The sequence below is a fragment of the Pseudomonadota bacterium genome (genome assembly GCA_039815145.1).
GTDB lineage: Bacteria > Pseudomonadota > Gammaproteobacteria > Steroidobacterales > JBCBZW01 > JBCBZW01.
This window is the reverse complement of record JBCBZW010000031.1, coordinates 1-22053: the sequence shown is the minus strand read 5'-3', so window position 1 is coordinate 22053 and position 22053 is coordinate 1. Positions and strand designations below refer to the sequence as shown.

Here is a 22053-nt window from a genome sequence, read left to right as displayed (position 1 = left end):
GCTCAGGAGCCGCTACTACACGACTTCCAGAGGGGCTTGAGTCGTGCGTCACGGATGGCATCGCAGACTATTGCAGGGGCAGGTGGCACGGGCCAGGTCGCTGCGTGATTTCTTCGCTCGACGCTTGGCGCCGCCGAGCCGTGCCCCCGACGAGCCCTGGCAGTTCGAGGCGCTGGAGCCACGCCTGCTCCTGTCCGCCGATGCGGCTCTGCTCGCCGCCGACGTGGAACAGCTCACCGTGGCTCAACTCGACGCCGCGGGCCTGGATCCGACCTTTGCAGAGCGCCTTCAGGCACACCTGCCCGAGGCACCGGCCGCCATCGGAATCGTGCCGCCGGTGGAGCCCGCAATCACCTTCAACGAGCCCGCCTCGGCGCCGGGCGATGAGCTCGTCACCGACAGCCCTGCTGTGCCAGCTGCGGAAGTGGGCGTCGACCGGCCTGCTGAGGTGCCAACTGCGGGCGAGGGCAGCGCTGAGCCGCCCACGATCCACTCGGCCGTACCCGTCGAGTGGTTCGATCTCGACGCCGCGCGGGCTTCCCTCGCCAGCGATGCCCCGGCCGCGAACGCGCCCGTGCCGGCGGGGGAGCGGGAGAGCGACGTGCCCCTGCCCGAGGCAGACGTCGACTGGCTCGCGCCGCTACCGGTGCTGGCTGCGCCCATCGCTGAGGCGCCGGCGCCAGCGCCCACACTGGTCTTTGTCGATGGGGGCATCGATGACTACGAGAGCCTGCTCGAGGCGATCGAGGCCCGGGTGGCGCAGGCGAGCACGGTCGATGCAGAGGTCGTCGTCACAGTGCTCGATCCGGACGTCGACGGTGTGGCTCAGATCAGCTCCGTGCTCGCCCGCTACGACGCGGTGGGCGCCATGCACATCTTCAGTCACGGCGCGGTTGGGCAGCTCCGCCTTGGCAGTACCACCCTAAATGCTAACGAGCTTGATCGCCATCGCTCCGCGCTGAACGGATGGGCGCACGCCCTGCAGCCCGGAGCGGACCTTTACCTCTACGGGTGCGAACTGGCTGGCGACCAGGCCGGAGAGCGCCTTGTCCAGCTGCTGGCCGAGGCCACAGGTACCGACGTCGCCGCTTCCGAGGACCTCACGGGGCACGCTGCCCTCGGCGGCGATTGGGACCTCGAGTATCAGGTGGGCGATGTCGCCAGATCGACCTTCGCCGGCGGGGATGCCTTCGCGAGTTTCAAGGGCGTACTCGACGGCGCGGGCGAGCTCGATCTAGACAGCGACGAGGTGCGTGAGGGCCTGCTGGCCGCCCTCGAGCCGTTGCTCGCGGTGTTCGACCTCTTCGCCGAGCTGCCCGTGGATCTGCCCGTGGGTGAGGAGCAGCTACGCGACCTGTTTGAGCCGCTGCAGAGCGTGCTCGATCTCCAGGATGCGGCGGAAGACCTCTTTCGCCTGGTAGATGCCTTCACCTTCGATCTCAACGATCTCGATGCCGAGATAGGGCGCCTGATCGGCCTGGGCGCCTTCCAGCCGGAAGCACCCGAGCATATCGCGAGACTCGTTGACACCCTCAACGGTGAGTTCGACCTCGGCCTCACCACCGAGGGCTTCGACTACACTGAGTATCGGCCGTACATCGCCAGCCTGGTGGCGGGCAATCTGTTCAGTTTCACCGCCCTGGCCGATCCCATCGGCGATCTGCTCAGCAATGCCGATGACACGCGCGGCGACGACCTGCCGTTCGATCCCGGTTCCGTGGCCGACAACGAGGCGCTCGCCGACCTCATCAACGAGCGCTTCCCCGACACCATCACCGAGACCGTCGGCGCCAACTTCGACTTCAGTCCCTATCGCAACGAAGTCTGGCAGCTGCTCGGCAATGCGCTCACCTTCGATCCCGCGGAGAGTCTGGCCAGCATCGGTTCGCTGATCGGCCTTGGGTCCGGGGAGCAAATCGACCTCACCAGCCTGGCGCAGATCGCCGACCTGGCCGCTGAGTTGGGTCTGGATGTGGCGAGCGAAGCCGAGGCCTACGCTGCCCTGGTCTTCTCCCTCGAGAACAGCCTGGATCTGCTCGGCGATGCCCTGCGTCTCGGCGTCTTCGACGTCAGTGGCGATATTCCGGCCCTGCGCTCAGCCCTGGAAGATGCTCTCGGGGAGTCCTTCGCCGACCTGTCCGAGGAGACCTTCGATACCTTCCGCGGCGAGCTGCTGGAGTACTTGAACGGCGACCTGACGGAGTTGTTGGGTCGGCAGGAGAACATCGATGCCTTGAGCAGCATAGTCGGGTTCCTGCGCAGCGACGCCGGTCAGCTCGCCTCGATCGAAGCTGCCCTTGCCGAACTCGATCTCTACGTGGGCGAGGGGCTCACGGCCGATACGCTGGGCGAGTTCATCCCGTCCCTTGCCCAGGCCCTGGGCCTCGAGCTGCTGCTGGGCGTCGATGATTACCCGGCCGTCGCCGACATCATCAGTTTCGCGGGTGATTTCGATCCCACAGACGAAGATGCGCGCGATGCGCTCGAATCCTTCGTGCTCGACCGTTTCCCCGAGGTGTTCGTCACCGGCCTGGGCGCCGACAACGTGGTGGACTACGCGTGGAGCATCTTCGAGCTGATTCGCGGCGACGCGGGCGATCAGCTGCTGGCGGTCGGAGAGGCGATCGGACTGGGTGAGGGCGTCCCCTTCGATTTCAGCGTGGAGGAACATCGCGAGGCCCTGGCCTCCGCGCTGGCGCTCGATCCGGGCGCGATCACGTCGACCAACGTGGGCGAGTTCCTCGGCCAGGCGTTGGGGTTGGTTGGGATCGACTACGACTTTCAGAGCGAGCTGGCCCAGGTGTACGACACCCGGTCTCTGGGTGACATGGCCCGCCTGGCGCGCACGCTTGAGAGTTCTGATGGGCGCGTCGACGGTGTGGAACTGCTATCGATCTCCGCAGCCAGCACCCACCTCTACGGCGAGTTGCTATTCGCCTATCTGCAGGCCGATCAAATCGCCTTGGCGCTGGGCCTGGGCAGCTTCGATCCCCAGTCGCCGACGGATCTGGCTGCCCTGCAGGTGGAGCTGTCGGCGCGGTACGGGCCTGAGGTCATCTCGCAGCTCGATGCGGACAACGTACCTGGCGCCTTCGAGTGGCAGCTGTTCCAGATCTACCAGCCTGACTGGCTCAGCAACAGCCTGATCGAACTCGGCGAGACCCTCGGTCTGCAGGTCGACCCGACCTTCGATGTCGACGAGCCAGCCACGCTCCAGGCGCTGCAATCGGAGCTCGAGAACGCCTTCGGCTTCGACATCTTCCCCGACGGCGCGGTGCTCAGCGCCGAGTCGCTGCTCGAGTACCTGCCCTTTATCGACGGCCTGCTGCAAGGGGCGGACGCAGACGGCAACTTCAATCCGTGGACCACCGAGGGGCGCGAGATCGAAGTGGGCGCGCTCTACGCCACCATCCGCGATGCGCTCTACACCGCGCCGGACGGCGGCGGCGAGTTCACGGTGAGCATGCGCGTGCTACAGCTCCTCCTCGAGGACGTCGTTTTCCCCGAGTACTCCGGCGATAACCCGGCACCGCAGACCTCGCCCCTGGATGTGAGCCTGGTGGCGGAGAACGTGGCGTCCTACGCCTGGGCCGTGTTCGATTTCAATCACCCCGACTTCCTCGCCGACAACGCTCAGGCAATCGCCGATGCGCTGGGGATCACCGACGCCGGCGGCTTCGACCCCGACAACGTCGATCACCTGGATCTGCTCGCCGCTGCCCTCGGCGAGCAGTTCCCGGACCTGCAGTTCACGGACGGCAGCCTCAGCCCGAGCAACATCCAGCTCGTGCTGGTGCAGATCAACGACTGGCTGAACGATGAGACCACGAGCCTCGAAGATCTGCTCTTCGACGCGATCGGCGACACCCGCTACACGAGCCTGCTCGCCGCGGCCGAGGTTTTCGATCTGGAGAACGATCAGGACCGACGCGACCTGCAGCTCTACATCGAGGCGTCCTACGGTATCCGTATCGATGGCGGTCTGCGCATCGAGCCCGACGCCCAGAATCGGCCCGCGAATTTCGAGGACTTCACCTGGACGATCCTCAACCGCCTCGAGCCGACCTACATCGCCGACAACACCGACGCGATCACGGCCAGCTACACGCTCACCGGAAGCCGCAGCTTCGATGCGGCCAGTGCGCAGGATGTCGATGCCCTCGAGAGTGCCCTGCAGGCGGACGGACGACTGCTCGGCGAGGACCTCACGCCGGACAACCTCGTGCAGTTCCTGCCCGAGGTGTTCCGCTGGTTGAATCAACCGCTGGCGGGTGAGGAAGCCGTCGAGCCCTCGATCGACGTCGACATCACGGATCTTGATGAACTCCTCGCGGTGCAGACGCAGATCAACGAGGTGGAGGCGGAGGCGGGCGTCGCCCTGACGGATTTCGTCGGGACGCTCAGCGCCACCAATCTGCCCCTCTACGCTTGGCACATCACGGGGCTGCTGCAGCCGAACTTCATCACCCAGAACGCCGACGCCATCGCCGAGCTGGCAGGCATCGACTTCACCTTCGACCTGAACAACCAGGCGCACCTGGATGCCGCCGGGGCATTGGTGGGTATCGAGGCGGGTGTCCTGTCCACGGCGAACCTATCAGAGTTCTTCGCCGAGTTCTCACTCCTGCTCGGCGACAGCTTCGACCTGGCCAACGGGGCGGCGCTCCTCGGCGACGCCTTGGGGCTAGGGGCCGCTTACGACCCCGATGCGCAGGCCGATGTCACCGCGTTGATCAACGAGCTGAACCGGGTATTCGATCTGGGGCTGGATCCGAACACGCTGCCGGAGAACTTCGACGCCAACCTGTATCTGCCCCAGGTGGGTGAGATCGCCGGGGCGGTCGATCTGCCGGCCGTCGACGGGGCGGTGATCGACTTCGTCAGCAACGCCAACCTCGGCGCGGCCCTGGATCTGATCGCCGACTTCGACACGGCTGCGCTCAGCAATTGGGATCAGCTCGCCGGCGCCCTGAATCTGCGTTTCGCCGGCGATGCCGACTTCGACGCGCTGGTAGCGCAGGTGACGGGCGACGCCCTGGCAGAGCTTACCGGCGCGGACCTGCAGGGTGACATCGACACCTACGGGCCGTTCCTCTCGTACATCGCGCGCATTGCCGTCGACGAGCTGTCGATCACCGGCTTCGTCGATCAGATCGGCAGCGCCCTCGGCGTGATCTTCGATGTCCGCATGATCACCGATGTGCTCGCGTCCCTGACGGGCGAGGACCCGGATGCGGACCTCGCCACGCTGATTGCAGCGGCGCAAGGCGTGTTGGCGGACGGCGCCAGCGTGGATCTGCTGCTGCAGTACCTGGCGGATGTTTACCTGCCATCCCTGAGCGCCTCAGCAGACTTCGACGGCGTCGCGGTCACGGCGGCCTACAACGCCGATACGCAAGCGCTCAATCTCGGACTGGAGGTGAATCTCGCTACCGAGCTGGTCACCGACGTCAGCGAAGGAGATGTGCAGTCCCTGCTCAACGAACTGCTGCAGCCGCTGCGCTCCAACGAGGTGTTCGCGAGCATCCCGGGACTCGGCGATGTGGACTTTGCCGACGTCGGGTCCCTCTCGATCGATGAGGTGGTGCTCGGCGGCGAGGTCGCCCTCGCCGTCGACGTGGCCGTGGATCTGAGCGAAGCCCTGGACGGGGATGACGCCACCGCCGTGGGCGTTGACGACGTGACCGTCGATGTCGCCGAGCTCACGCCCACGGTCAGCCTCGATCTGGACGGGATCGACTTCGAGCTGCGCTTCTCCGAGGCCGATCGCGTGACCATCCTCGGCGGCGATGCGTCCTTCCGCGCCAGCGTGCCGCTCACCGATGCGCCGACGCTGAACTTCGCCAGCACGGGCCAGAGCATCACCGAGACCGTCGATCAGTGGATCGATGAGTTGCAGTTCGACCTCGTCGCCGCCTTCGACGCCACCTTGCCCCTTGGGGCGACGGTAGGGGGTGATCTCGACCTCGGCGCCACCTTCGGCTCGCCCATCCTCAGCCTGTCGAGCGAAGACGCGCTGGATCTGTCCGCTCTCGAGGTGTTGATCGACCTGGATATCGGCGCTCTGGAGGCGAATCTCCAATCGCTCTTCGCGCCGCTTGCCGATCTGAACTTCGACGGACTGGACTTCCCCTTCGAGATTCCCCAGACGGGCCTCGGCGCCATCCTCGCCGATCTCGGCAATCTCCTGGATTTCTCCGGTTCGATCACCGACTTCTACGACCTGATCGCCGCCTTCACCTTCGAGGTGACCGACTTCGAGGCGGACCTGGCTGCCCTGCTGGGGGTCATCGATCCCCTGGGGGACGATCTCGCGGCCCTGGCGGCGGCCCTGGAAGATCTCTTCGACGTCGACATCGATCTCCCGAGCTTCGACCCGGACGAGTACCTGGCCGAGATCGCCAGCTACCTGAGCCTCAACGGCATCGACCTGTCGTCCCTCGGCCTCGAGGCAGACTTCGACATCCGGGACTACTACGAGGCCCTGCAGGCGCTGCTGGGACTGGCTGAGCTGCCCGTTAACCTGGACGGCATTCGAGTCGAGCTGGGCGATGCCCTTGGCAGCCTGCCCACGCTGTCGGGTCTCCTGCGCTACATCACCAATACGCAGCTCACCACCTTCTCCGGGGAACTGGACTTAGGTCCCCTCTCCCTGGCCGGTGGGTTCTTCGTCGAAGACGGCGTCAAGGCCTTGCGCATCGATCTGCTGATCGAAGCGGACGGGCAGGCCTCGGACAGCTTCAGCGAAGCGGACTTGGTCACCGCTCTGGTCGGTGATGCCGATGATCCCAACGACAGTGGGCTGCTCGGCGATGTCGGTGGGGCCCAGGCCGTCCTCGATCTGATCGGCGCTGAGGCAGGAGATCTCGGTGTCTCCCTGTCGGGCAGCACGGATGTCACGGTGGAAGGCAACGTCCTCGTCGACCTTTCCGCGGTGATCGACCTCACCGATCTGATCGACGCGTCCGAGGCGCTCACGGACGACGATCTGTACCTGGATTTGCGCGCTCTGGAGGTCGATGGCCGCCTGCGTGCGGACGCGGTGGACTTCTCGATCAATTTCGCCGGTGATGTCAGCGTCGGTGTCGCCGACGGCCTGCTCGATGTCACGGCGGGTCTGGCCCTCGCCTCAGTGATCAACGAGGCCTTCGATGAGAACGAAGATGGCCTCATCAGCCTCGGCGAACTCGGCGAGGGCTTCGGCAATCTGGCCGGCCTTTCCCTCGCGGGCAGTGGGGCGCTCACGGGCGCCCTCAACGCCGCGTTGCCGCTGAGCGTCTCCACCGAGAACTTCGACGCCAGCGAACTGGGATCGCCTATCCTCTTCGTTGATGATGTCAACGTATTCGACGAGATCGATCCGTCGGTCAGTGTCGATATCGATCTCACGGCCCTGCAGGACACGCTGCTCGAGATGCTGGCGAGCCTCGCCGAGCTGGTGCCGGACGTCGATCTGCTGCCCTTCGATCTGCCGGACATCGGGCTGGCGGAGCTGTTCGCCGGCGTCGCCGAGCTGTTCGATCTGGAGGCGCCTACGCTGGCGTTCCTCGATCTGTTCGCCCTGGAGGTGCCGGACTTCGGTACCGTCGACCTGTTCGGCTTCGACATCTCCCTGTTCGGGTTGGAACTCGGCGAGCTGCTCAACCTGGGCGTGGACTTCGACTTCAACCTGCCCGGCGACTGGGAAGCGCTGCGGGAGCGCCTGGCGGCGCTGTTCCCGCACTTAGATCTCGACGGCATCACGCTCAGCCTCGGCAACTGGACCGATTACTTCGCCGAGATCTACACGCTGCTGAACTTCGAGGCCCTGAGCCTCGCCCTGGATCTGCCGGCTCTCGACCTGGGTGAGTTCGATGTCGACCTCGGCGAGTTCGTGGTGGGGGATATCGGCGACTTCCTGGCGCGCCTGGCCTTCCACTTCAACACGGACTTCGGCCTGGATCTCGATCTCCAGGCGCCGGACCTGTCGGGGCTGTTTGCTGAGCTGCTCAGCCTGCAGCTACCCGACTTCGACATCCGCGAGTACCTGGAGGCCTTCGCTGGTCTGCTCGAATTGCCCGATGTCCCTCTGAGCTTCGACGCCATCCGTGCCGAGATCGAAGCGCTGCTCTATCGGGTGCCGACCCTCGGCGGCCTGATCGATTTCCTCGGCGAGTTCCATTTCGCTACCGTGTTCAGCGATCTCGAGCTCGGGCCCTTCACTCTGGGCGGCGGTTACTTCGCCGATGTCGAGGAGCTTCGCCTCGATGTGGCCTTCGACGCGACCGGCGAGCTCTCCTCCCTGGTCACGCTCACGGATCTGGCCGATGCCCTGACGTCCGTGCTCGGCGAGCTGGGGTCCGATGCGGATGTGGCGGCCCTGCTCGGCGACGGCTTCGACTCCCTGGATCTCGAGCTCACCGGCTCGAGCTTCGTCACGGCGGTGGCGGGGCTCGCCGCCGAGGCCAGCGTCGGTGTCTCCCTCACTGATTTGCTCGACGGCGATGATCAGACCCAGGCCGGCAGCGACGATGTCTTCCTCGAGGTGGATGCCTTCGATGCCAACGCATCCTTACGCCTATCGGATTTGTTGACCGAGATCAACTTCGCCGATTCCGTGCGCCTGGGCGTGGAGGGCGGTGAGGTGCTGCTGCTGGCGGGGATCGCCCTGGAGGCAGACCTCGGCCGCTACACCCTGGCAGATGGCAGCATCGCGGACTACCTCGCCGGCCCGCCGCCGGAGGATCTGGGCGAGGATGAGGTGGTCTGGCGCACGCTTGCATCGGCCGAGGCCACCCTCCCGCTGCAGCTCGAGATCAACGGCGCGGACTTCAGCAGTCTCGGTTCGCCGGTGCTGCTGATCAGCAACCCGGATGTCTTCGCCGATCCCTCGCAGCTGTCGGTGACCGTCGACCTCGACCTGACCGAGCTGCGCATGACCCTGCTCGACATACTCGAGCCCCTGGCCAGCGCCGCCGTCGACTTCGCCGATCTGCCCTTCGATCTGCCCGACGTCGGCCTGGACGAGTTCTTCGCCGAGATCGGCAACCTCCTCGACTTCGCCACGCCGGCCATCGAGTTCTTCGACCTGTTCGCCGTCGATGGCTTCGACTTCGGTGCGCTGGGCTTCGACATCACCGGATTCGGCGTCGAACTGCAGGATCTGCTCGATCTCGACAGTCCCTTCGACTTTAACCTCGACGCGGATTGGGATGCCCTCGCCGCGTACCTGGAGGACCTGTTCCCCAGCCTCGACGGTCTGAACCTGTCCCTCGGCAACTGGCAGTCGGTGATCGCCGAGCTGTTCGTGCTCCTGCGCTTCGAGGCGATCGCGCTGAACATCGGTATCGATTTGCCGGACGGCTTCGATATCGACCTCGAGATTGGGCCCTTGCTGGGCCGCCTGGCCGCCGTGCTCGCCGCCGACTTCGGCGTGGACATCGATCTCGAGGTGCCGGACTTTACCGGCCTGCTGCCCGAACTGGTGAGCTTGGGGCTCGACGGCTTCGACATCCGCGATTACCTGCCGGCCTTCGCCGCGCTGCTGGATCTACCCGAGGTGCCCCTGAGCTTCGACGCCATCCGCGTGGACGTCGACAACCTGTTCCGTGATCTGCCCACCCTCGGCCAGCTGATTGACTACCTGGTGGAGGTGAAGCTCGGCAACCTCACCGGTTCCCTGGCCCTCGGTCCCTTCACCTTGAGCGGCGGGTACTTCGCCGACCTGGAGGAGATCCGCCTCGACCTCGAGGTGGATGCGGAGGGCTCCGCCGCCACCACCGTGTCGTTGGCGGACTTCGAGGAGGCGCTGGTCGGCGAGGACGGCGTGCTGAGCGGCATCGACGCGGTCACGGCGATCACCGATCTCATCGGCAATACCGCGGATGGCCTGGGTGTCGGTCTTGCCGGCTCCACGCAGGTGACGGTCACCGGCGCGGTCGCCGCCGCCGCCTCCGCTGGGATTCGTCTCGCCGATGCCCTCGACGGCAACGGCTTCTCCAGTGACGACGCCTTCCTCACGGTGGACCGCTTCGAGGCCGACGGCGAGGTTGAGCTCTCGGATCTCGAGTTCTCCCTGGCCTTCGGGCCGGACGGGGACGTGATCGATGTCGGCATCGTCAACGGGCTGATCGATATCGTGGCGGGACTCACGCTGGATGAGCCCCTGAGCTTCGTGATCGGCGATTCCCTGGGCGACCTCGCCTTCTCGCTCACGGGCGAGAGCTTCGCGGTGCTGCCGATCTCCGCCGATATCGGCGGTGTCGACATCGATCAGTTCGGCCGTCCCGTGCTGCTGATCGAGAACCCCGAGCTGTTCCCCACGATCTTCGACGTGGAGGACGAGCTCGCGGGCCTGGCAGCCCTGATCGGCGAGGTCGACTTCGACGTCGACGACCAGGCGGACTGGGATGCGCTGGCACAGCTGCTGAACGATCGCTTCGACTCGGCGATCGTCGACGGCGACCTCAACCTCGACAGCTGGCGCGCGCGGGCGGAGGAGATTCTGGTCCTGCTCCAGTTCGACGCCCTGCAGGACGCGCTGGGGCTGGAAGGCCTGGATCTGCAGGTGGAGGCGGATTTCGATGTCTTCCTGGCCACCTTGCTCGTCCGCCTCACTACCGACTACTCGGCCTTCATCACGCCGGATGGCGACACGGGCGAGGTCGACCTGTCCGGCGCCTTCGACAACCTGACGGATCTGCTCGGTCTGGATCTGTACGCCGCCTTCCCGATCGATGCGAGCGTCGATCTGGATGTCTCGCTTCTGGTGGACACGATCCTCGACATCGTGGAGCCCCTGGCTGACCTGCGGCCGAACCTGGACGATCTCGACTTCACGCTGCCCGGCGGCATCACCCTCGACGATATCTTCGGTGGCCTGACGGACCTCTTCGACCTTGAAGGGGTCATCAATCGCTTCGTGGATCTGTTCGCCCTGGAGCTCGGCGCCTTCGGGCCCTTCGGCTTCAGCATCGAAGGCTTCGTGACGCAGCTGGCAGATCTCCTGGAGCTGGGCGTCGACTTCGACGTCGATCTGCAGGCGGACTGGGACGCCCTGGCGGCGCGCCTGTCCGAGCTGTTCCCGGCCCTCGACCTGCCGAGCGACTTCCTCTCCCTCGGCAACTGGACCGACTACCTGGCCGAGATCTACATCGTCCTCAACTTCGATGCGCTCCTCGCCCAGCTCGACCTGCGCTTCCCGGACGTGGACCTCTCGGGCCTGACCCTCGATGCGGACTTCGGTGTTTTCCTCGACTACCTGCTGTTCACCCTCAACACGGACTTCGATCTAAGCCTCGACCTCGAGCTGCCGGACTTCGACGGCCTGCTGCCGGAGCTGTTCAGCATCACCATCGACGGCTTCGATATCCGCGACTACCTGGACGACTTCCAGGTGCTCCTCGGCCTGCCCGAGGTGCCCGTGTCCTTCGACGCGATCCGCCTCGACATCGCCGACGTCTTGCTGAACTTCCCGAGCCTCTCGCAGTTGGTGGACTGGATCATCGACACGCAGCTGGGCAGCTTCGATGGCGGTGTAGATCTCGGGCCCTTCCGCTTCATCGCCGGCTACGATGCGGGCGCCCAGTCCCTGTTCTTCGACGTGATCTTCGATGCGGACTTCGGCGTGACCTTCGAGGACATCTCCCTCGAGTCCCTGGCGAGCGACCTGGAGGCGTGGCTGGAGCCGATCCTCGGTGATGCGCAGCTGCAGGAGCTGATCGGCTTTGCCGGCGATGGCGTGGGCTTCGACGCGGAGTTCACGGGCGATGTGGGCATCGATGCGGGCCTCATCTTCGACGTGGGCCTCGCTGCCGACGTATCGGACTTCTCGAACTTCGGTCTCGATGACATCGCCCTCAGCCTGAACGAGGTCGCCGGCGCCGTGGAACTCGCGGTGACCGAGTTGGTGGTGGAGGTCTCCCTGGGCGGGGTCGGCATCGCCATCGGCAACCTCGACGAGGAGACCTTCGGCGAGATCACCCTGACGGGGACCTTAGGCCTCACCAACGCGCCGGCGCAGGTGGATCTGCAGACGCTCACGGACGACGGTGGCTTCGGGGCCTTCATCGACAGCCTGGACTTCGATGCCACCATCAGCATCGATGTCTCCCTGCCCCTGTTCCTGAGCCTCGACCCGGACAACCCGATCCCGGAGGAGCTGGCGGCTGCCCTGAACTCCTTCCAGCCGGTGATCATCTACCAGAACCTCGACTTCGACCCGACCGATCCCGGCGTGGGCGGCGAGTTCATTCTGGGCGTGAACCTGGATTTCGGTGCCCTCCTGTCCATCGGCGTGGACGCGGCGGCAGGCGGCTTGTTCGAATCGGATCTGCTCACCTCGGACATTCCCCTGCTCGGGCAGTCCCTGACGGATCTGTTCGGTCTGCACGTACAGCTCACTGACGTGCAGGCGCAGATCGTCGCCGCCCTGGCCACGATCCCCGCCGTGACCGTGCGCTTCGTCAAGGATGGCGAGAACTACCGGGTCGAGTTCCAGGACGGTGATCTGGACGAGTTGAACGATGCGCTCACGGACGGCGTGCTCGGCGACTGGTTCGGTGAGACGCCCCTGCGCTTCGTGCAGGTGGATACGGACGACGACGACGTGCTCGACGCGGGCATCGTGGTGGTCGATCTCGACCTGCAGCTGGACCTGCTCGATCTCGAACTGCCCCTCGATTTTGATCTGGCGGCCCTGGGCGAGCTGCCGACGCCCTTCGAGGAGTTTGCGGACTTCCTCGACAGCTTCCTGGCCGTGGGCGTGGGCGGCACGCTCACCCTAGGGGCCGACATCAGTCTCGACGGCACCATAGGCCTGGACCTGTCGGATCTGGCCGGGGTCGGCCCGCGCGTGCTCCTGAGCGATGACTTCGGCGCTGGCGTCAACCTCGGCGCCACGGGGGAGGGCCTCGAATTCACGGCGGCCCTGGAGACCCCCCTCGGCGAGTTCGGCCTGTTCGTGCGCGACGGCAGCGCGACGATCGAATCGGTGAACGCTGGCGAGCCCGCCTTCGGCGTACTGGTCGACACGGCCGGGGCGACGGCTGCCTTGAGCGAGGTGGACGTCGACGGCGAGGACGGCGACGCGGTGGCAGATCTCTACGTGGTGGAGGACGTCGGCTTCACCCTGGTCACGCCGAATCTCATCTTCACCGCCGCCTTACCCCTGTACTTCCCCACCGAGGCCTTGCCCGTCGGCGGGTACACGGACGATTTCCAGGTAGACAATGTCCTGACCTTCACCGGGGCACTGGATACCAGCGTCACGGACGGGATCAGCCTGTCCGTGGCCGAGTTCGATGCGCCGGACCTGGCGGCCAGCATCAGCATCATCGGCCTGGTCAACGATCCGACCTTCATCGTCGACTCCATCGACGGCTTGTTCGAAGGTCTGCAGGATCTGCTCGGCAGCGGTCTCGCGGTAGACGTGCCGGTGGTGGGGGATGGCTTCGAGGCGGCCTCGGGCTTCATCGGCGATCTGCGCGACGCGGTGCTTGCACCGCTGCAGGACGCGCTTGCCGACGCGGGCAACCCGAGCACGATCGAGCTGTTGCAGCAGGTGCTCTTCGACTCCCTGGGGCAGCTGGTCACCCTGCGCACGGAGTTCAGTGTCCCGGCCTTCGCGGCCGAGCTCGGGGCCTTCATCGGCCTCGCCGAGGGCGAGAGCTTCGACGTCTTGAACGACGACCACTGGAGCGCGCTGGACGCCCTGGTGGACGACGCGGACGTGAGCCGTGACACGGCCGGCGAGATCGATGTACTGGAGGCCATCGCCACCGCCCTCGACGACTTCCTCACCGACCAGGTGCTCGATCCCTTCGTCGTCGACGACGAGGATCTCGACGGCGACATCCAGCGCCTGCTGGTGAACGTGAACGCGGCCAGCCAGATCGGGGTACTGGTGACCGATCGCGAGATCCAGCTGAACCTCAGCCTGGCGGACGTGATCGCCACCTTCGAGATCCCCCTGGACTTCCAAGCCGCTATTCCGGGCTTTGCCTTCGAGGTGGATGGCGGCATCGAGGTGGTCATGGACTACCTCCTCGATCTCGGCATCGGTTTCTACGCCGACCCGGTGGTGGTGAGTGCGGACGGGGTCGAATTCGGCGACTCCTACCTGTACCTCGACATCCTCGGCGACGAGGCGCAGTTCAACGTCAGTGCCTCCCTGCCCGATGACTTCTCCGCCAGCGCCGTGATCGGCATCCTCGAGGCGACGCTGGAGGAGATCGTCGATACGGATGGCGCCAGCCGTATCGAGGGCACCATCGCCCTCGACATCTCGGACCAGGATCCCCTGGTCGCCGACAACTTCGAAGACGGCCGCCTGATCATCCTGTCCCTGACCGGTGATCAGGTGTCCGAGATCGGCCTCGCCACGGCGCGGGTGATCCGAGCTGAGCTGGACTTGCTGGCTGACGCAGACTTCAGCGCCGCCATCGGCTTCGGCGGCGGTTCCCAGTTCCCTGAGATCGAGGCGGAGATCCGCTACTTCCAGGAGTTCTCGGGCAGCTTCACCGTGGGGGTGGGCTTCCGGGCCGAGCCGTCGAGCCCCTCGATCCTGATCAGCAATGCCGCCCTGGATCTGGGCACCTTCATCAGCGAGTTCATGGCGCCGGTGCTGGAGGTGATCCAGGACATCACCGACCCCATCGCGCCCCTGATCGAACTGGCCAATACGCCGCTGCCGGTACTGTCGGACCTGTCCGGGGAAGACGTGACCTTCCTCGACATCGTCGCCGTGGGCGAGGACGGCGCGCGCTTCGCGGCCTTCGTCGAGCAGATCGCCTTCGTCATCGAGCTGATCGACTCCATCCCGACCAACACGGACACCGTGATGATCCCGCTGCCGAACGTGGTGTTCGGTAACACGGGTATCGACCTAGGGGAGGTGTTCGGTGAGGAGTTCGACGGGCTGGAGTTCGTCGACCTCAGCGCAGATCTGGTCGGCGACGACGCTGATACGGACGGCATCGACATGGATGCCTTCTCCGGCGCCGACAGCTTCGATTCACGCCTTGATCAGTCCGGCGCCGGTATGGCGACGAGCAATTTCTCGCGCACCCTGACCACAGGCAGCGGCAGCCTGGAGATCCCCCTGCTCACCGATCCGGGCACGGTCTTCCAGCTGATCCTGGGGAACTTCGATTACCTGGCGTCCAACCCCGTCGACCTGTTCATCTACAACCTGCCGAGCTTCGAGCTCGGCGCCGAGTTCGGCGCCAGCTTCCCGATCTTCCCGGGCCTCAACGCGTTCCTCGGCGGTGGCGTCGCCATCGGTATCGACTTCGCCTTCGGCTTCGATACGACCGGCATCATCGAGTTCCTGGAGACCGATGATGTCGCCGACATCTTCAACGGGTTCTTCATCGTCGACGACCCGACGCCGGGCGACGGTGACGATCCCGACGAGGCCTACATCACCGCCGGTATCGAGGCGGGAGCGTCGCTGGGTATCGGTGGCCTGGTGGAAGTGGGCGTCGTTGGTGGGGTAGAGGCGACGATCGGCTTCGATCTGGCCGATCCCAACGACGATGGCCGCATGCGCATCGACGAGATCGGTGAGCGCTTCCTCCTCGGACCCCAGTGCATCTTCGACATCGGCGGTACCGTCGATGTGGGGCTTGCCGCGTTCCTGTGGGTAGGCATCGATGTTCCCCTCATCGGCGAGGTCACGATCTTCTCCGATGAGTTCGAACTGTTCAGTGCGACCATCGCCGACTTCTCCATCGAGTGTCCGCCGGTGGAGCCGCCGGTGCTCGTCGACCAGTCCAACGTCGAGCAGGTGATCCTCGCCAACGGCGAGACCGGGGCGCGCCTGATGGACGACCCCGTCGCGCCGGATGCCGCCGGGGCCCTCGCCACGGGCGGCACCCTCACCCTGAACATGGGCGATCGCGCCGGCGACCGACGCAACGTCAACACGGACGGTGGCGACGAGCGCTTCGAGATAACCCAGGTGGAGTCCGAGGACGGCATCGTCACGCGGGTGAAGTACCTCGGCTTCGAGGAGGAGTACCTCAACGTCGGCACCATCGTGGTCAACGCCGGTGATGGCGACGATGACATCGTGGTCAAGGCTCTGGAGGGCAGTGGTCTCACCGTGGTGGCGAACGGTGGCGAGGGCAATGACTACATCACCGTGAGCGGCGGCGCCACGCTGATCGCAGACGGTGGCGCGGGCAACGATACGATCATCGCAAGCTCCGGTGACGATCAGCTCGACGGCGGTAGCGGGAACGACTACATCCAGGCCGCCGACGGCAACGACTTCATTCGTGGCGGTGCCGGGTCTGACACGATCCACGGCGACGCCGGCGACGACATCATCTACGGCGACGACGAGGCCGCCGTCGACGCCGCCGACACGGGCACGGTCGCCCGCGAAGCCGGCGATGTGATCTTCGGCTGGGACGGTGACGATGAGATCTACGGCTCACGCTTCGACGACACGCTGGCCGGCGGCGCCGGCGACGACCTCGTGTTCGGCGCCGCCGGCGACGACGCCATCAGCTGGTACGACGACGCCTACGAATGGCCCGAAGGCTTCATCGGCGTACGCGGCCAGGGCGGTGGCGACGATGTCATCGAAGGCGGTGAGGGTGACGATCGCCTGATCCTCCTCGGCGCTAACGACGGCGTTGGGCAAAGCATCGATGCGATGGTCGACAACGCGCTGCGGGCCGGTTCCGTGGGCATCGACTGGGGCGATCGCGGCGAGATCACCTTCGACGACATCGAACTGCTCGACCTCACGGCCAGCACGGGTGGTGATACGATCACCTTCGGCGACCTGCGCGCCAGCGACCTCATGCAGGTGGACGTCGGCATGGGTGGGGAGCGGCGCTTTGAGGAGCGCACGGTCACGGACGAGAACGGCGAGTCCTTCGTCACCATCGTGCCCGTGGGCGACAACGACGGTGCCGCCGACACGCTGGTGCTCCAGGGCGGTGCTAACGACCGCGATTTCTTCGAGGTCTTCACCGAGAACGAGTTCTGGCAGATCGATCGCTACGACCGCGACCTGGTGCCGGACGGCGAACCGGAGAACGCGGACGCAGCCCTGATCACGTCCTTCACCCTGAACCAGTCGAGCGCTACCGAGGACGGCGATCGCCTGGTGATCCAGGCCTTCGACAGCGTGTCCGACGATGACCTGGTGGACGATTTCCTCGACGGTCGAGGCGTGACCAACCAGCTCGCCCTGCTCACCCTGGAGGCCGGGGCGGGCAACGATACGGTATTCGGCTCGCGCTACGGCGACACGCTGAGCGCCGGCGCCGGTGATGATGTGATCTCCGGCGGCCGCGGCGTCGACAGCTTCCAGGACGGCGGCGGCACGGACACGCTGTTCGAAACCGTGGGCCAGGATGGCGAGCCCATCGACTTCTTCATCTCGGACCAGAGCCTGATCATCGGCCTGTACGACGACGCCCGGGCGGGCACGACGCAGACCTTCGAGGATCAGTGGGGTAACACGGTCACGACCTCCGCCGCCTTCGACGGCGAGGCGGAGATCGAATCCCTGCTGGATGAGAACGGCCAGGCCGTGTTCGAGATCGTTACCCTCACGGGGGTCGGCACGGATGCCTTCCGCAGCGCGAACACCTTCGTGGTGCAGGACTTCACCGGTGAGGAGTTGATCCTCGATGGCTTCGAGGGTAGCGATACCTACCTGATCGGTTTGTCCGCACCTGAGGTCTCCGTTCGCTCGGGCGAGTTCTACGACACGCTCTTTACCGTGGACGACACGGGACTTGCCGGCAACGATACCCTGGTGGTCTCGGGCAGCCCCGGCGACGACCTGTTCCACTTCCTGACCGAGGGCAACGACGGCCTCGTCCGGCGCCTCGACGGCGACGGGCTGTTCGAGGCCTTTGCCTCCTTCAACGTCGATGAGCTGGTCGACGACCTCCTCGATCAGTCGGAGACGCCGCAAGAGGACGACGGGGTTCGCGACACGGGGTCTTTGCTGCCGGGCCGCGTCTTCGACGACGAGGTCAACACCCAGACGATCAGCTACATCACCAGCGACGGCAACATCATCGCCGACATCAGCTTCCGCGGCGGCGACGGCGACGACGTGTTCGTCTTCGACGATACGGCGCGCAGCCTCGAGGTTTACGGCGATGAGGGCGATGACAGCTTCTTCGTCGGCAACGTGCTGGAACAGGTGATCGAGACCCAGGACGACGGGTCGCTGTTGCCCGTGGTCACGGCGATCACCGACGGTGTCGGTTTTGGGGCGCGCCTGTTCGGCGGTGCCGGTGATGACTACTTCGAGGTCAATCGCAACGTTGCCGAGCTGTGGCTCTACGGTGAGGACGGCGACGACATCTTCTTCCTCAAGGCCCACCTCACCTATACGCCCTTCGACGAGACCAGTTCGGAAGACGTGGATGCCCTGGAGGCTGCGCTGCTGGATGCGGGCCTCATCGATGCCAACACCGACGTCACCGTGGGCAACGTGGAGGAGTTCTTCCTCCTCGCCCAGCAGCTGCTGATCGACAACGACGTAGCGTTCGAGGACGACCCTCAGGACTACGACGACATCGCCGAAGCGCTCGGTAACTTCCTGCGCCAGAGCACACGGGAGAGCGTCGAGGGTCAGGATCAGGTCAACCTGACCTCACGCGCCGGCGAGAACGATCAGGTCAGTTACGTGCGCAACGCGCCCGTCTACATCTTTGGTGGCGAAGGCTTCGATTCGGTGGTGATCGCCGGCACGGCGATCGCGGACGAGTTCTACGTCTTCACGGAGATCGATCCGGCCACCTCGGAACTGGTCCAGCGGATCTATGGCGCGGGCTTGGTGGTGGAGGAGATCGTGGGCGTCGAGCAGCTGGTGCTGATCACCGGCGGCGGCGACGATGTGGTGTTCGTCTACGGCAGCCTGCCGGGGCAGAACATCATTATCAACACGGGCAGCGGCGACGACACGGTCGAGGTGGGTGGCGATCTAGGCTTCGGCACCTTCATCATCCCCGAGCGTGGCTCGGATGTGATCGCCGATCAGGCCACGACGGTGGTCGACTCGGTCGAGTTCACCTACACCCGCTGGAACGCCTACGATTTCTTTCAGCGTGGGTTCTTTAGCCTCTTCTACGACGTTCCCCAGCGCGTCAGCGCCGAGTCTGGCAGCCGTACCGTCGAGGTATGGGGCAGCGACATCTCGGTGACGCGCACCAGCGAGACGGACATCGTCACCGGCGAGGCCTTCGAAGACTTGGTCGATCAGTTCATCCTCGACCTGATCGACGATCTGCAGGCGAACGACACCAACCCCGACGATGACGATCTCGTGGTGGACGGCGAGTTCGTCAACTGGTGGTGGCACACGAGCATTCCCCAGAGTGGGTTGGAACTGCCGCAGCTCTCCTTCACCGAGCAGTTCGACTTCCCGGATGAACCCGTGGACAGCGAGGACATCAATTCCTCCGCGCAGTCTCTCGGCTTGTTCTCCGCCGTGGTGCTGACGATCGTCGACGACGGCTCCGGCGTCGACGAGGACGGCAACCCGGTGCCCATCGATGCCGGTGGCCTCACCGAGACGGTGGAGTTCAGCCTGACGGAGTTCGAGACATTCATCGCCAGTGAATGGGAGGATCCGAGCACGGGCGACCCCTTCAGCGACGAGATCGGACGTAACGCGGATCTAGGGGTTTCCGATACGGTAGGCGTGTACGACGGATTCTTCCCCTACACGTTCGTGTCGGACTGGATCTTCGGCTTCTGGTTGTTCGGTTTCGGCGAGTTGCGCGCCGACATCTCGGACTTCGAACGGCTCGAGAGCATCGACCTGGAAGCCGGCGACTCGAGCTCCATTCGCACGGTGATCGGCACGGTCACGGTGGCCGAGGAGACCGATACCTTCGTCGCGCCCGAGACGCGAGCCCTCGATTCCTTCTCCGGCAACCTCGAGCTGGTCGGTGCCATCGGCGACGACACGCTCATCATCAACAACCAGTTCGGTTCCGACTTCCCCAATGGCACGCTGATCGAGTACCGCGATGAGGACACGCCGGCGGAGGACGATCCGGACGGCGTGCAGCTCACAGGCTTCGGGATCGATGGAGCCGCCCAAGTGGTGTTCGAAGGCTTCAACACCATCAACTTCAATTTCTCCGATGCGAGCGATGTGCTCACCATCGACTATACGGAGCCGGGCACCACCCTGGTGCTGAACCTGGCCGGTGGCGATGACAGCGTACAGGTGAATGCCAACGCCGCAGATCTGACCATCGTCGGCGACGCGGATGGGCTGGTCACGCGCCGCATCTGGGACGACCTCAATGGCGATGGGGTGGTCCAGGAGGACACGGAGATCACGATCGTTCGGGAAGAGGATCAGTCCGAGAATCCCGATCCCCAGGGCAGCGATCGGGTCACCGTGGGAAACGGCGACGGATCGCTGGAGGATATCCTCGGCCCGGTGGTGTTCCTGGGCGACGGGGGCAGCGATGAGGCCGGCACCGACACGCTGGTGCTGCGTGGTGATGGTCGCACGGACTCGCTGGCGCCGACCATCGATCTGCTGACCTTCTCCATCGACGGCGTGTCCTTCGACGGCGGTTCCATCGACGGACTCGACGGCAGTACCGATGACGACGTGTTGATCGCCTACGACGATCTCGAGACCCTTCGCGTCGATCTGGGCAGCGGCGCCGATGACGTGCTCGTCGCCGGCGTGGAAGCGGTGCTGCAGCTCAACACCGGCGCGGGCGATGATCAGATCATCGTCTCGTCCGACCGGGAGCTTCGCGCGGGCAACCTGTCCGCCATCGCTTTCGATGTGACCATCGACGCTGGTACGGGCACGAACACCCTCATCGTCGATGATTCGTCTGACAGCACGGGCGACGTCGTGACCATCGACGAGGATGAGATCAGCGGTGCGTCCGTTGGACTCATCACCTACCTGGCTGACCAGAACGCCGGCAGCTACGCAGGAGGTCTCGCCTTCTACGCCGGCACGGGAAGCGATGAGATCTCCGTGACGGGCCTGCGGGCCCAGGACCTGACCCGAATCTTCGCCAACGATGGCAACGACCTGGTGGTGGTGGAGGCCAGCGTCAGCCAGGGCATCCTCGAGGTGTTCGGGGAAGGCGGCGCCGATACGCTCGACGCGCAGGCGAGCAGCCTCGGCGTGGCTCTCATCGGCGGGCGCGGAGACGACACGATCATCGGCTCTTCGGGCACGGACCTGCTGGTGGGCGGTGCGGCGCTCATCGTTCGAGACGGCAGCTTCCGCCTCACACGCGTCGATGCTGAGGTGCTCGAGGATGGGGACGACCGCGTCGAAGGGCGCGACGGCGCCGACGTCCTCGTGGGTGGGACCGGCGCGGATGAACTGTTCGGTGAGGTGGGGGCCGACACGCTCGTCGGTGACCTGGCCTCGATCCTCTGGTCCGCGATCGACCAGACGGTGATCGAAGTGGATAGCCGAGGTGGCGACGACACAGCCGGTGCGGGCGATACGCTCAGCGGCGGTATTGGCGGCGATCTGCTCCTCGGCGGCATCGGCGAGGACAGTCTGAGCGGCGACGATGGCGCCGATGTGCTCGTGGGTGACCATGCCCTGTACCTGGCGGAAGCGGCGGTGCTGGTGCGCCTGACGTCGGTCTCCACAGGCACTGGGGCAAGGGATGAACTCATCGGTGGCGTGGGTAAGGACATTCTGGTCGGTGGCGCCGGCGGCGACCAGCTCGAAGGCGATGAGGGCGCCGACGTGTTGTTCGGCGACAGCGCCGCCATCGTCGGCGATGACGGCAGCGCCGCCGCCAACGACTTGATCGCGATCGATGCCGCCATAGGGGGCAATGACGTCCTCACGGGCGGCGGCGGGGCCGACTTCCTGGTGGGCGGTGCCGGCGCCGACGACCTCACGGGCGGCGGTGGCGATGACCTGCTCCTTGGCGATGCGGGCAGCATCGAGCGTGCGCAAGACGGCACGGTCCAGCGCATCTTTACGACGGATGCGGCCATCGGCGGTGATGACACGCTCGCGGGAGACGAGGGGCGTGACGTCCTGCTAGGCGGCGCCGGTGCCGACGAGCTGTCTGGCGATGCCGG

At 65.5% G+C, this 22053-nt stretch carries 1 protein-coding gene; it reads left to right on the top strand.

Going from position 1 to position 22053, the window contains the following annotated elements:
- Window positions 1–82 precede the first annotated feature (82 nt).
- The coding region (locus AAF184_10385; GenBank protein ID MEO0422733.1) for a DUF4347 domain-containing protein at window positions 83–22053 on the top strand (21971 nt) is incomplete at its 3' end.